Raw genomic sequence first — 13174 nt, forward strand, 5'->3', positions numbered from 1 at the left:
GTTAACCTAATTGATACTGGAGATGAATCAGATAGTTGAAATCCGGAAGAACGGCGGGACGGGCGTCCTGCTGGGTGTGCTGATCGTCTGGGGATTAGCCGTTGCCGCGGCGGCCGAAGCCGGCGCTTATCGAGCGATCTACCCGCTGGGGCTCGCGAGCCTCATTGCCCTCGGCATCGTGGCGCCAGTTGCCGTTTATTCGATGTCCCGGAGCTTTCGAGCATACATCGCGAACATCGGGCTAAGAACGCTGACGGCGTTTCATATCTGGCGGATCGCGGCCGCGCTGGTGTTCTTCTGGTACGGGGCGCACGATCTCCTGCCGGAAGCCTTCGTCAGGAACGCGGGATGGGGGGATCTCATCGCGGGGTTGATGGCGCTCGGCGTCACGATGCTGCCGAAAACCCGCAACCGGTATCTGATCTTCCACCTGTTCGGGTTCGCAGATTTCGTCGTGGCGGTCGGTACGGGATTGACCTACTTCCTGCTCAACGATCCCCGCATGTCCGGCATCCAGACGCTGCCCATGGCATTGATCCCGTTCTACGGCGTCGGGATTTCAGGAGCGAGCCACATCATGGCGTTCGACCTGCTGCGCCGCCGCCCAGGCCTCTCGAACGTGGGGTGAAGTTTGCCGAAGCGCCGGCACTAGCGGCCCCCGTGCAAAACCGCTTATTCAATCAGAAGGAAATCAACGTGAAATTTCGTCGTACTTGTGCCGCAGCCAGCGTGCTGTTCGGCTTGCTGCTGTGCGGCTCATCGTTTGCAGCTAGCGCATTGGCGCAACCGGGCAGCCCGTCGGCCGCCTCCGCCGGTGAAGCGGCAGCGCCGTGGGACCAGCGCGCGAATCCAACGGCGGTTGAGGCCGATGCGTGGTTCGACAACTACCGGTTCCGGGACGGCGAGACGCTGCCCCGGTTGAGAATCCACTATGCAACGCTCGGCACGCCGCATCGCAACGACCAGGGTGCCGTCGACAACGCCGTTCTGGTCCTGCACTGGACCGGCGCAGACAGTCGAACGCTGCTGAGTCCGACTTACACAAAGGCACTCTTCGATCCAGGGCGTCCGCTCGACGCGAACCGCTACTACCTGATTTTTCCTGACAATGTGGGCCACGGCCAGTCGAGCAAACCGAGTGACGGGTTAAGGGCGAAATTTCCGAACTACGATTATGGTGACATCGTCGATCTCCAGCACAAGCTGGTGACCGAGACCTTGGGCATCCGTCATCTTCATGCGATTCTCGGCATGTCGATGGGCGGCATGAACGCGTGGCAATGGGCGGAAACCTATCCCGACATGATGGACGGCGTCATGCCCGTGGTCTCGCTACCGATCACGGTCTCGGGCCGCAATCTGTTGTGGCGGCGCATGGTGATCGACGCGATCCGCTCCGATCCTGAGTGGAAGAGCGGGGAGTACACGCAAACGCCCCGCGGCTGGATCGAAGGCTTCGGGGTGTTGCGAATGATGATCGACAGTGCGCCCGCGCTACAGCAGGAAATTCCAGACGGCGCGGCGGCGAACAAGTTTCTCGCGACCACCCGCTTTCAGGCGGAGCATGTCGACGCGAACGACATTCTTTATTCGCTCAAGTCATCGTTCAGCTACGATCCCGAGCCAGGACTTTCCAGGATCAAGGCCAAGCTGTTCGCCCTGAATTTCTCCGACGACGAATTCAACCCGGACACCCTGCGCGTTCTCGAACGGGTCGTGCCGACGCTTCAGCATGGCCGGTACGTGGTGCAGCAGGGCACGCCGTCGTCGCCGGGGCATTTCACGATGACCCGTCCCGACCTTTGGGCGCAGCATGTAGGCGAATTCATGCAATGGCTGGGCGAGAGATCCTCACAGGCAAGCCATGGCGACGCCCGGGCGATTCCGGATTCAGCCGGATCATGACGCGTTCTACAACGGATGGATCTGCGACGACCAAGTTTAAGATGAGACACAACCGAGCGATCCATTGAACGCTCGGCCAGTGGCACCTACTAGCCGAGCCAGGTCGGAGGGAGTATCGCACCGCACAGCTTGTTGCTCTTACCGGAAACACCAATCCAGCAACCGGTCCTGAGTGATGCGCACACGACGCGAAAGCCGACACACAGTTTGCCACCTGGGCGGCGGCGAACTGTCTGGCACGGCGTACGGTGACGCGGGCATATGAAGCGGGTGAGGCGTACCGAGAGGGCGTTGGCAACGCACGTGCACAGGTGCGCTGCCGTGTGAAGGTTGGGGACGCTGGGGGCCCGTGGGCAGACGTCAAGCGCTGACGGTGTGAGCCGCTTTCTTTTGCCTACTTTTCTTTGCGGCGGCAAAGAAAAGTAGGTGCCGCCCCGCACAGGGGCGACGCGTGAAGCCAGATAACGCATCGCGGATGCCAGCGAAAACACACCCAAGCCAAAACCAAAACCAGAAAATTGACCGAATAAACCGGAACCTCGTCGTTTCCCCCCGCCCACAACCCGTCAAAATCAACCGCACAACGCGCACCCTTGCCCGCAGGAGACCTCACTCCATGGACTGGAAAAATCTGCTAATCGAAACGCCAGTCTGGCTGATGGCCCGCTTCCATCCATCGCGTTTCGACCCACGCAACAAAACCCCACGAGAAATCCTCATCCTCCGCCCCAACGACTTCGGCGAACTGCTCACCACCACCCCGCTCTTCGAATCGCTGCGCAAGCAGTTTCCATCGACACGCCTGATCGCCGGCATCGGCAGCTGGGGCCGTCCAATCCTGGAAAACAATCCATATATCGACGAAATCGTCGAACTCGACGCGCCCTGGAACAACAAGATCGTCGCAGACCGGTCGCACAAGAACGTCCTGCGCTTCCTGTGGAAGTCCCCGCAGATCGACGCGCTGCGCGCCCGCGGCGGCTTCGACGTCGCGATCGACGTGCTCGGCAGCTACATGGGCGCGCTGCTGATGATGCGGCTCGGCGCGCGCTACCGCATCGGCGTGCGCGGCTACCGCGGCGGCTGGAGCGGATGTCAGGCCCACGTCGTCTACGCGAGACGCCAGGCCGGACGCGCGGCGCTTGCGCAAGGGGAACTGCTAGGCGCGACCGCGCTGCCCGAAGTGCGCCCGCAACTCTTTCTGACGGGCGACGAACGCGCGCGCGCCACGCAACTGTGGATGGCAAACCCGCCAGCAGGCCGACCCACCGTGCGCATCGTCGCCGGTGTCGGCGCCGGCGTGCCCACCAAGGCGTGGCCCGCGCGCCAGCTGGGCGCGGCGCTCGCGCAAATCGCGCAAGCGCTGGAACAGCAAGGCCGCGCGTGCGAAATCGTGATCGTCGGCAGCGCGGCGGATCAGCCGCGCGCGGCCGAGGCCATCGCCGCAGCCGGTCCGGGCGCGTCCGTTCGCTCCGTGGCAGGCGAGGTGCCGATGCGCGTCATGTTCGCGCTCGTCGAGCAGGCGGACGTCGTGCTGACCAACTCGACGATGCTGATGCACGTCGCAGCCGCGTTCCGTCGTCCAACAGTCGCCGTCCTGGGCGGCAGCATCACGAAACCGGATGTGCACGACGCGATATGGGGTTATCCGCCGCCGTACGTGAGCGTCACGCCCGAGAATTCCGCCGACGGTCAGCGGCTGCAGGCATGGCCGGACGTCGGTCGCGTGGTGCAAGCGGTGTCGCAGTCCGTCGCCACAGTGGACCAACCGCGCACGAGCCTCGACGCCGCAGCCTGACGGCGCGAGCGTGCTTCGTCGACGCTGCCGCTCGACGTCGCCCGTGCCGTCACGATGGCCGCAACCAGGCGGTCGCGCGACGAACCCCGCTGCCCGCAGAGCGATCAGCGTTTAGAATCGCCTGCATGAATCCGATCGCCGCTCTGCCGATGTACAACGTATCGCCCGCGCTCGCAGCCGACTGGCATGCACTGCTCGCAGACGTGCTGCGCAATGTCGAGCCGCGCGCCGCGATCGTCGAACCTGAGGACCTGCACGCGTTCTGGCGGAGCCCGGACCTGCTGCTGTCGCAGACCTGCGGTTACCCCTACGTGCTCGGGCTGCACGCGCATGTGCAACTGATCGCGACGCCGCGATTCGAAGCCCCCGGCTGCGAGGGCGCGAACTATTCGAGCGTGCTCGTCACGCGCGATGACGCCCCCTTCGATTCGATCGAAGCCTGTCGCGGCGCGCGCGCCGCCTTCAATTCCACCGATTCGAACAGCGGCTATAACGCCTTGCGGCACAGCGTCGCGCCGCACGCGAAGCACGGCAGGTTCTTCGGGGCCACGCTGGAGACGGGATCGCATCTCGGCTCGCTGCGCGCCGTTGCCGAAGATCGCGCGGACCTTGCCGCGATTGATTGTGTGACGATGGCCTTCGCGCGCGACGCGTATCCCGAACTGACGGGTCGCTTGCGCGACATCGGCTACACGCGCTCATCGCCGGGACTGCCGTTGATCGCGTCGACGCATGTCGCGCCTGAACAGGCGGAAGCATTGCGCGACGCGCTCGACGAAGCCGTCGCCGCGCAACCCGAACGCGCCCAACGGCTCAGGCTCAAAGGCTTTTCGCGCTTGCCGCCCGAAGCATACGAAAGCATCCGCCAAATGGAAAACGAGGCGCGCGTAGCGAACTACGCGCGCCTCGCATGACGCTTCCTCGAAACCCAGCGCCTTATTCGACGTCCAGCACCAGCAGTTGCGCGCCGTCGGTAACCTGATCGCCGACGGCATACAGCACCTCCGCCACCTTGCCCGCTGCGGGCGCGCCGATCGTGTGCTCCATCTTCATCGCTTCCATCACGATGAGCGGCTGCCCTTTCTCCACCACCGCGCCCTGTTCGACCAGCACCGCGATCACCTTGCCCGGCATCGGCGCCGTGAGACGCCCTTCGCCATGCTCGGCGTCGGCTGCATGCGCGAGCAGGTTCTGCCATTCGAAAGCGAGCGCCTCGCCGCGGCAGAACACATGGAACGTATCGCCGTCGATAAACACGCGGCCCGTCACATGCGCCGCGCCGATCGTCGCGCCATATTCGTGCTGGCCCGCGCCCGTCCACCAACTGAACGGCTCGGTGCGGCCATCGTGAGTGAGGGTCCGCGTTTCGCCGTCGCGCGAGAAAACCACGGCAAACGCAGTCTCTTTCTCGATGTCGCGCCAGTTGAGCGTCTGCGTATAACCGCCGTTCAGGCGCCAGTGCGACAGCGCATCCCACGGCGACGCGCCATGCGCGACACCGCCTTCTCGCGTCAGTAGCGCGCCGCACGCGAGCGCCAGAGCTTCGAGGAACGGCTTTTCGACAGGCGCGAACAGCGCATCGTGATGACGCTCGATCAATCCCGTATCGAGATCGCCCGTCGAAAACGGCACGCTCGCGACGATACGCTGCAGGAACTCGACGTTCGTATGCGGGCCGACCACCTCGCAGCCGCGCAGCGCCTGGCTCATGCGCTTCAGCGCTTCTTCACGGCTTGCGCCATGCACGATCAGCTTCGCGATCATCGGATCGTAGAACGGCGTGATCGTATCGCCTTCGCGCACGCCGCTGTCGATACGCACGGGCGCACGCTCGCCGCCCACGCCAAGCGAAAACTCCACGCCTTGCGGCATGCGCAGATGCTTCAGCGTACCCGTCGACGGCAGAAAGCCGCGCGCCGGATGCTCGGCGTAGATGCGCGCCTCGATTGCATGACCTTCGATTCGCAGTTGATCCTGCGCAAGCGGCAGCGGCTCGCCCGCCGCGACACGCAACTGCCATTCGACGAGATCGAGTCCCGTCACCATCTCCGTCACAGGATGCTCGACCTGCAGACGCGTGTTCATCTCCATGAAGTAGAACTCGCCGCCTTCCGTCATGATGAACTCGACCGTGCCCGCGCCGACGTAATTCACCGCGCGCGCCGCCGCGACAGCCGCCTCGCCCATCGCGCGCCGCACATGCGGCTGCAAGCCAGGCGCGGGCGCTTCTTCGAGCACTTTCTGATGGCGGCGCTGCACCGAGCAGTCGCGGTCGAACAGATAGACGGCGCCGCCATGCTTGTCAGCGAACACCTGCACTTCGACGTGACGCGGTCGCATCAGATACTTTTCGATCAGCACGCGGTCGTTGCCGAAGCTGCTCGCCGCCTCGCGCTTGCATGACGCCAGCGCGGCGTCGAACTCTTCGGTGCGCGTCACCACGCGCATGCCTTTGCCGCCGCCGCCCGCGCTCGCCTTCAGCAGCACGGGATAGCCGATCTCATCGGCCTGGCGGTGCAGCAGGTCGGCGTTCTGATCGTCGCCGTGATAGCCCGGCACGAGCGGCACGGCCGCGGAGTGCATCAGCGCCTTCGCAGCGGCCTTCGAGCCCATCGCGGCAATCGCTTCGACGGGCGGTCCGATGAACGCAATGCCCGCCTTCTCGCAAGCGTGCGCGAAGTCCTCGTTCTCCGACAAAAAACCGTAGCCGGGATGCACGGCCTGCGCGCCCGTCGCGATGGCCGCCTCGATGATGCGTTCGACGCGCAGATAGCTTTCCGCCGCCGTCGAACCGCCGATATGCACGGCCTCGTCGCACGCGGCGACATGCTTCGCGTTCGCGTCGGCGTCGGAATAGACCGCGACGCTCGTGACGCCGAGCCGCTTGCAGGTCGCGGCGACGCGGCAGGCGATTTCGCCCCGGTTCGCAATCAGGATCTTGTTGAACATGAGGTGTCTCGATGGATGTTGTTCTGTGCCGTGGCGACGTTCAAAGCGCGCTGTCAAACCCGCCACGAAGGCGAGCGCTTCTCGAGAAACGACGCGACGCCTTCGCGCCCTTCCGCGCCCGCACGTGTTTTCGCAATGCGCGCGGCCGTGTCTTCGATCAACGCCGCGCTGATTTCGCGCCCGGCGATATCCTGCACGAGCTGCTTGCACGCCTTCACCGCTTGCGGACCATTCGCGCACAAGGTGGCCGCGAGTTGCTGCACGGTTTCGTCGAGCTTGTCAGCGCTCACGCATTCGGCGACGAAGCCGAGCCGATAAGCCGTCGCGCAATCGAATGCCTCGGCTGTCATGAAGTAACGGCGCGATGCCTGCTCGCCGAGCGCGCGGATCACGTACGGCGCGATCGTCGCGGGAATCAGGCCCAGGCGCGCTTCGGACAGGCAGAACTTCGCGCTGTCCACGGCGACCACGATATCGCACGCCGAGATCAGGCCCATGCCGCCCGCGTAGGCGTCGCCGTTCACGCGCGCGATCACCGGCTTGTTGCAGCGATAGATCGACGCGAGCATGTCGGCAAGGCGCATGGCGTCGGCGCGGTTCTCGTCGTCCGAGTAACCGGCCATCTTCTTCATCCAGTTCAGGTCGGCGCCCGCGCAGAACGCCTTGCCGTTCGCCGCGAGCACGACGGCGCGCACGTCGTCGCGCGTGTTCAGCGCGCGAAACACCGACGTGACTTCCGCGATCATCGCTTCGTTGAACGCATTGCGCACGTCCGGGCGATTGAGCGTGACGGTGGCGATCCCGCGCTCGAACACAACGCTCAGGTTGTCGTATTGCATGGCCGAAGCTCCTTTCGCTGCGCCGTCGTTACATGCGGAACACGCCGAAGCGCGTGTCTTCGATCGGCGCGTTCATCGCCGCCGACAGGCCGAGGCCCAGCACGTCGCGCGTCTGCGCGGGATCGATCACGCCGTCATCCCACAGACGGGCGCTCGCATAGTACGGATGACCCTGATGCTCGTATTGCTCGCGGATCGGCTGCTTGAACGCCTCTTCCTGCTCGGCCGTCCACGTGCCGCCCTTGCCTTCGATACCGTCGCGCTTGACGGTGGCGAGCACCGAGGCCGCCTGCTCGCCGCCCATCACCGAGATACGCGCGTTCGGCCACATCCACAGGAAGCGCGGCGAATAGGCGCGGCCGCACATGCCGTAGTTGCCCGCGCCGAACGAGCCGCCGATGATCACCGTGAACTTCGGCACCCTCGCAGTAGCGACGGCCGTCACCATCTTTGCGCCGTTGCGCGCGATGCCTTCGTTCTCGTACTTGCGGCCCACCATGAAGCCCGTGATGTTCTGCAGGAACACGAGGGGAATCTTGCGCTGCGCGCACAGTTCGATGAAGTGCGCGCCCTTCAACGCCGACTCCGAAAACAGAATGCCGTTGTTCGCGACGATGCCGACGGGATGCCCCCAGATATGCGCGAAGCCGCACACGAGCGTGGTGCCGTAGCGGGCCTTGAATTCGTCGAACGCGGAATCGTCGACGATGCGCGCGATCACCTCGCGGATATCGAAGGGCTTGCGCGTGTCGACGGGAATCACGCCGTAGATGCTCTTCACGTCGAAGCGCGGCGGCTTCGGTTCCTGCATCGTGACGGGCACGTCCTTGCGCCGGTTCAGATTGCCGACGATGCTGCGCGCAATCGCCAGCGCGTGTGCATCGTTTTGCGCGAGATGATCGACCACGCCCGACAGACGCGTATGCACGTCGCCGCCGCCCAGGTCTTCCGCGCTGACCTCTTCGCCCGTCGCCGCCTTGACCAGCGGCGGGCCGCCCAGAAAGATCGTGCCTTGATTCTTGACGATGATCGATTCGTCGCTCATCGCGGGCACATACGCGCCGCCCGCCGTGCACGAACCCATCACCACGGCGATCTGCGGAATGCCTTGCGCGGACAGGTTCGCCTGGTTGTAGAAGATGCGGCCAAAGTGATCGCGGTCGGGAAACACCTCGTCCTGATTCGGCAGGTTCGCGCCGCCGGAATCGACGAGATACACGCAAGGCAGGCGGTTTTCCTGTGCGATTTCCTGCGCGCGCACGTGCTTCTTCACGGTCACGGGATAGTACGTGCCGCCCTTCACCGTCGCGTCGTTGCAGACAATCACGCACTCCTGGCCCGCAATGCGCCCGATGCCCGTAATCACGCCCGCACCCGGCGCGTCGTCGTGATACATGCCGAATGCCGCGAGTTGCGACAGTTCGAGAAATGGCGTGCCGGGGTCGAGCAGTTGCGCGATGCGATCGCGCGGCAGCAGTTTGCCGCGCGATACGTGCTTGTCGCGCGCGGCGGGACCGCCGCCCAGCGCGAGCTTGCTGATCTTCGCCTTCAGGTCTTCGACGAGCGCCTCGAGCGCGGCCGCGTTGGCGCGGAAATCGTCCGAGCGCGGATTCAGTTTCGATTCGATGATCGGCATGTTCTCGTTCCCCGGCGCTTTACATCGTTTCCGCAAACAGTTCGCGGCCGATCAGCATGCGGCGGATTTCGCTCGTGCCCGCGCCAATTTCATAAAGCTTCGCATCGCGCCACAGACGTCCCACGGGATACTCGTTGATATAACCATTGCCGCCGAGAATCTGGATCGCCTCGCCCGCCATCCACGTGGCTTTTTCCGCCGTGTAGAGAATCACGCCCGCGCAGTCCTTGCGCACCTGGCGCACGTGCGCCGTTCCAATCGTGTCGAGCTGACGGCCGACCGCGTACAGATACGCGCGGCAGGCCTGCAACGTGGTGTAGAGATCGGCGACCTTGCCCTGGATCAGCTGGAATTCGCCGATCGACTGACCGAACTGCTTGCGGTCGTGAATGTACGGCACGACGGCATCCATCACCGCCATCATGATGCCCGTCGGGCCGCCCGCGAGCACCGCGCGCTCGTAGTCGAGGCCGCTCATCAGCACCTTCACGCCGCCGTTCAGCTCACCCAGAATGTTCTCTTCCGGCACTTCGACGTTCTCGAACACCAGCTCGCCCGTGTGCGAGCCGCGCATGCCGAGCTTGTCGAGCTTCTGCGCGACGGAAAAACCCTTCATGCCCTTCTCGACGATGAACGCCGTGATGCCGCGCGGACCGGCTTCGATATCCGTTTTCGCGTAGACGACCAGCGTGTCGCAATCCGGGCCGTTCGTGATCCACATCTTGGTGCCGTTCAGCACGTAGCGATCGCCCTTCTTCTCGGCGCGCAGCTTCATGCTGACCACGTCCGAGCCGGCATTCGGCTCGCTCATCGCCAGCGCGCCGACATGGTCGCCCGACACCAGCTTCGGCAGATACTTCTCTTTTTGCGCCGCATTGCCGTTGCGGTGAATCTGGTTCACGCACAGGTTCGAGTGCGCGCCGTACGAGAGACCGACGGACGCCGAGGCGCGCGAGATTTCCTCCATCGCGACCATGTGCGCGGTGTAGCCCATGTTCGCGCCACCGTATTCTTCGGAGACCGTCATGCCGAGCACGCCCAGATCGCCGAACTTCTTCCACAGGTCCATCGGAAACTGGTCGGTGCGGTCGATCTCGCCCGCACGCGGCGCGATCTCCTTCGCCGCAAACGACGCGAGGCTGTCGCGCAGCATCTCGATCTCTTCACCAAGCGGGAACTGCATACCGGGCAAGTTGCTCATGTGTGTCTCCAGGAGTTCGTGGCGGGCGGCTCACGCGCGTCGTGGCTCGCAGCGCCGCCTCGCATCAGGCAATTTTTCTGAGCCGGACTCAGCCGGCTGCTTGGCTGCGCAGCCTGAGTGGCTCGTCATTCATTCGACATGTGCGGCTGCGCGGCAGCACAGAGCGCATTTCACTCCAGATTTACGTAAGCGTCAATCGGTATTTTTGAGTGTCACTCAAAAACCGTGAAGTACGCGCTGAACGGCTTGCCAGCGTGGTAGTATCGGCCGCAACGGAGCCTTTGCGCTCCGAAATCTGAACTGGACTCATATGATGGGCGTAGCAAGGACCGAAGTATCGGGATCGCGCCGCCAGCCGGCGGGCCGCAAGTCGCAGCAGCGCGTGAAGGAGATTCTTCAGGCGGGGCGCGACGTCTTTTCCGAAAAGGGCTACGAACGCGCGACGACAGCGGAGATCGCGCAGCGGCTGGGCATTTCCGAGGCCACGGTGTTCAGTTACTTTCGCGGCAAGCGCGAGTTGTGCGCGCGCGTGATCGGCGACTGGTACGACGAGATCATCGAAGCCATCGAATCGGGCCTGCCGCGCGACGGCAGCATCCGCCAGCAGTTTGCGTTCATCGTGCGCACGCATTTGCGGCTGATGCTGGTCAACGGCACGGGGCTGTGCGCGCTCGTGCTGTCGGAAGGCCGCACGCGTCAGCACGAACTCAGCGAAGAACTGACGGGCTTGCAGCGCCGCTACACCGCGCCGCTGATGCGCGTGCTGTCGCACGGTCAGCAGACGGGCCAGATCCGCTCGGACGTGCCGCTGCGCCTGCTGCGCTCGCTCGTGTTTGGCCCGATGGAACATGTACTGTGGGACGCGACGCTCGGCAATCGCCGCACCGACATCGACGCCACGGCAGACCGCCTGATCGACGTGCTGTGGTCCGCGTTGCAGCCGCCCGACGCGTCGCTCAGCGCGCTCGTGCAGTTCCGCCAGGAAGTGAGCGAAGCGGCGCGCCGTCTGGCCGAGGCGGAAGCCGCGCATCAGCAGAATGCCAGGCAGGCGGCGCCCGAACGCAGCGAGCGCAGCGGGCACATCAACACGGGCGAAGACGCTTAAGCCCACGCATTGCACCGGGCGCCCGGCCGGGTGCGCAACTTGCTGAAGCATGAATGCCAGCAACGCGCCCCAAGGAGGCCCGGCCATGTCGACCACGCCCAACGAAGGCGAAAACCCTATCCGCCCCGACCAGTCCGACGTCGTGCAGACCGATCTGCCCGACGTCGGTCCGTCGCAGGACCCGGACGCGCCGCCACTCGATCCCGACGTCAACCCCGATTACGAGGACGACAAACCTTAGGACAGGCAACGTTGGTCACACGCATCGAATGTCAGGGAGGGAGGATCATCGTGCAACACGCATTCAACAGAACATGCCGGATCGGCGTCGCGAGCCTGTTCATCGCGCTCGTCTCGACGTCGGCGCTCGCGCAAGGCGCGCCGCAATCGGTCACCGAGCGCCGCACGGAAGTCATGCAGACGGGCAGCGGCTTTCGCGCCTCGAAGCTCGCGGGAACGAGCGTCTACAACCGCGACAAGGACAAGATCGGCACCATCGACGATCTGATCGTCTCGCCGTCCGATCACACCGCGTTCGCGATTCTGTCAGTGGGCGGCTTTCTCGGCATGGGCAAGCACTACGTCGCCGTGCCGTTCCGCGATCTGCAGATCACGGCTAAACAGGTGACGATGCCGGAGGCGACCAAATCGTCGCTCGAAGCGTTGCCCGAGTTCAAGTACGCGCCGGACTGAGCGCCCAACGCTCCGGCCGCCCCGCATCGGATGTGCCAGCGGCCGGTTTCGTCATCATTCTTCGATCAGCGCGGGAATCTCCGCGACGAGCGCATCGATCGCGCAACGCACCTTCGACGCCATGTAGCGCGTCTGCGGCCACACCACGTTGATCTCCAGCGGCGGCAAACTGCAACGACCCTTGACCAGCGCGAGTTCGCCCGACTTCACGTAGCGCGCGAGCAGCCATGACGGCAGGCGCGCAAGCCCAAAGCCCGCGACCGCCGCGGCGGCGATCGCCTGCACGTCGTCCATGCTCAGATGCGGGTTGATGTTCACGCGCTTTGGCTGGCCGTCGTCGCCCTGGAAATCCCACGGCGCGAGCGCGCCGCCCCGCGCATACACGATACCTTCGAGCCCGTGCATCTCGTCGAGCGTAGCGGGCATGCCGTGCCGCGCCAGATACGACGGCGCCGCGCCGACGCAGGTGTACTGCACGCCCAGGCGCCGCGCGGCGAGACTCGTGCTGTCGCGCAACTCGCCGATCCGCACGGCGAGATCGAAGCCTTCTTCGACGAGATCGACCATGCGGTCGCTGAACGACATGTCGATCTGCAGCTTCGGATGCCGGCGCGCCAGGTTCATCAGCACGGGCGCGACGCACAGCTGGCCGAACGCGAGCGGCAAGCTCACGCGCAGCCGCCCGCGCGGCGCGCGCCGTCCGCCTTCGAGTTCGGCCTCTGCCGCCTCCAGTTCCGCGAGCGCACGCACGCAGCGCTCGTAGTATGCCTGGCCGTCTTCCGTGAGACTTTGACTGCGCGTCGTGCGATGGATCAGGCGCACGCCGAGCCGCGCCTCCAGGCGCGCAATCACCTTGCCGACAGCCGAGCGCGTGAGGTTCAGCCGTTCGGCCGCGAGCGCGAAACTGCCTGCCTCCACGACCTGCACGAAGGTCGCCACGCCATCCAGGCGGTCAGTCATCGTGCCGCCTAATTGGTTCCTTTTTGGCCTCATTCATGAGAATTAGCCTCGTCAATCGGGACTGATGTTCCCGATATATTAGCCGTTC

The 13174-nt window shown here is 64.6% G+C and carries 12 protein-coding genes; 7 read left to right on the forward strand and 5 right to left on the reverse strand.

The window, feature by feature from the left end:
• Positions 1–22 precede the first annotated feature (22 nt).
• The 4 genes from C2L66_RS25860 to C2L66_RS25875 all read left to right on the forward strand — a co-directional run bounded on the left by C2L66_RS25860 (position 23) and on the right by C2L66_RS25875 (position 4617).
• A complete protein-coding gene (locus C2L66_RS25860) occupies positions 23–628 on the forward strand; it encodes a hypothetical protein (protein ID WP_060605668.1) in 606 nt (201 codons plus the stop codon).
• A 149-nt stretch (positions 629–777) separates the two neighbouring features.
• Positions 778–1905 carry an alpha/beta fold hydrolase gene (locus C2L66_RS25865; protein WP_201001572.1) on the forward strand — a complete coding sequence of 376 codons (1128 nt, stop codon included), beginning with the start codon at positions 778–780 and terminating at the stop codon, positions 1903–1905.
• Between the two features lie 616 nt (positions 1906–2521).
• Entirely contained in the window at positions 2522–3703 is a 1182-nt protein-coding gene (locus tag C2L66_RS25870; RefSeq protein ID WP_060605665.1) for a glycosyltransferase family 9 protein, read from the forward strand.
• A gap of 125 nt (positions 3704–3828) precedes the next feature.
• Positions 3829–4617: a phosphate/phosphite/phosphonate ABC transporter substrate-binding protein gene (locus tag C2L66_RS25875; protein ID WP_060605663.1), complete on the forward strand. Its 789-nt coding sequence runs from the start codon at positions 3829–3831 to the stop codon at positions 4615–4617.
• A 22-nt stretch (positions 4618–4639) separates the two neighbouring features.
• On the opposite strand, the gene C2L66_RS25880 is transcribed toward C2L66_RS25875, so the two are convergent.
• The 4 genes from C2L66_RS25880 to C2L66_RS25895 are packed head-to-tail and all read right to left on the reverse strand — an operon-like array spanning position 4640 to position 10328.
• Positions 4640–6652 (reverse strand): acetyl/propionyl/methylcrotonyl-CoA carboxylase subunit alpha, encoded by a 2013-nt coding sequence (locus C2L66_RS25880; RefSeq protein WP_060605661.1) that lies wholly within the window; start codon positions 6650–6652, stop codon positions 4640–4642.
• A 53-nt stretch (positions 6653–6705) separates the two neighbouring features.
• Positions 6706–7491, reverse strand: coding sequence for an enoyl-CoA hydratase/isomerase family protein (locus tag C2L66_RS25885; RefSeq protein WP_060605658.1), 786 nt, complete (start codon positions 7489–7491; stop codon positions 6706–6708).
• Positions 7492–7519: 28 nt separating this feature from the next.
• Positions 7520–9127 (reverse strand): carboxyl transferase domain-containing protein, encoded by a 1608-nt coding sequence (locus C2L66_RS25890; RefSeq protein ID WP_060605655.1) that lies wholly within the window; start codon positions 9125–9127, stop codon positions 7520–7522.
• A 19-nt stretch (positions 9128–9146) separates the two neighbouring features.
• The gene (locus C2L66_RS25895; RefSeq protein WP_060605652.1) at positions 9147–10328 is read right to left on the reverse strand and encodes an isovaleryl-CoA dehydrogenase; all 1182 of its coding nucleotides are present in this window, start codon (positions 10326–10328) and stop codon (positions 9147–9149) included.
• Positions 10329–10638: 310 nt separating this feature from the next.
• Between C2L66_RS25895 and C2L66_RS25900 the strand changes: the two genes are divergently transcribed.
• The 3 genes from C2L66_RS25900 (at position 10639) to C2L66_RS25905 (ending at position 12126) form a co-directional block, all read left to right on the forward strand.
• Positions 10639–11433, forward strand: coding sequence for a TetR/AcrR family transcriptional regulator (locus tag C2L66_RS25900; protein WP_054933837.1), 795 nt, complete (start codon positions 10639–10641; stop codon positions 11431–11433).
• An 85-nt stretch (positions 11434–11518) separates the two neighbouring features.
• Positions 11519–11674 (forward strand): hypothetical protein, encoded by a 156-nt coding sequence (locus C2L66_RS41340; RefSeq protein ID WP_007743066.1) that lies wholly within the window; start codon positions 11519–11521, stop codon positions 11672–11674.
• A gap of 50 nt (positions 11675–11724) precedes the next feature.
• Positions 11725–12126: a PRC-barrel domain-containing protein gene (locus C2L66_RS25905; protein WP_054933836.1), complete on the forward strand. Its 402-nt coding sequence runs from the start codon at positions 11725–11727 to the stop codon at positions 12124–12126.
• A 54-nt stretch (positions 12127–12180) separates the two neighbouring features.
• On the opposite strand, the gene C2L66_RS25910 is transcribed toward C2L66_RS25905, so the two are convergent.
• On the reverse strand, positions 12181–13086 hold the full coding sequence (locus C2L66_RS25910) for a LysR family transcriptional regulator (protein WP_054933835.1): 906 nt from the start codon (positions 13084–13086) through the stop codon (positions 12181–12183).
• Positions 13087–13174: the final 88 nt, after the last annotated feature.

Source organism: Paraburkholderia caribensis (assembly GCF_002902945.1).
In the GTDB taxonomy this organism is placed as follows: domain Bacteria; phylum Pseudomonadota; class Gammaproteobacteria; order Burkholderiales; family Burkholderiaceae; genus Paraburkholderia; species Paraburkholderia caribensis.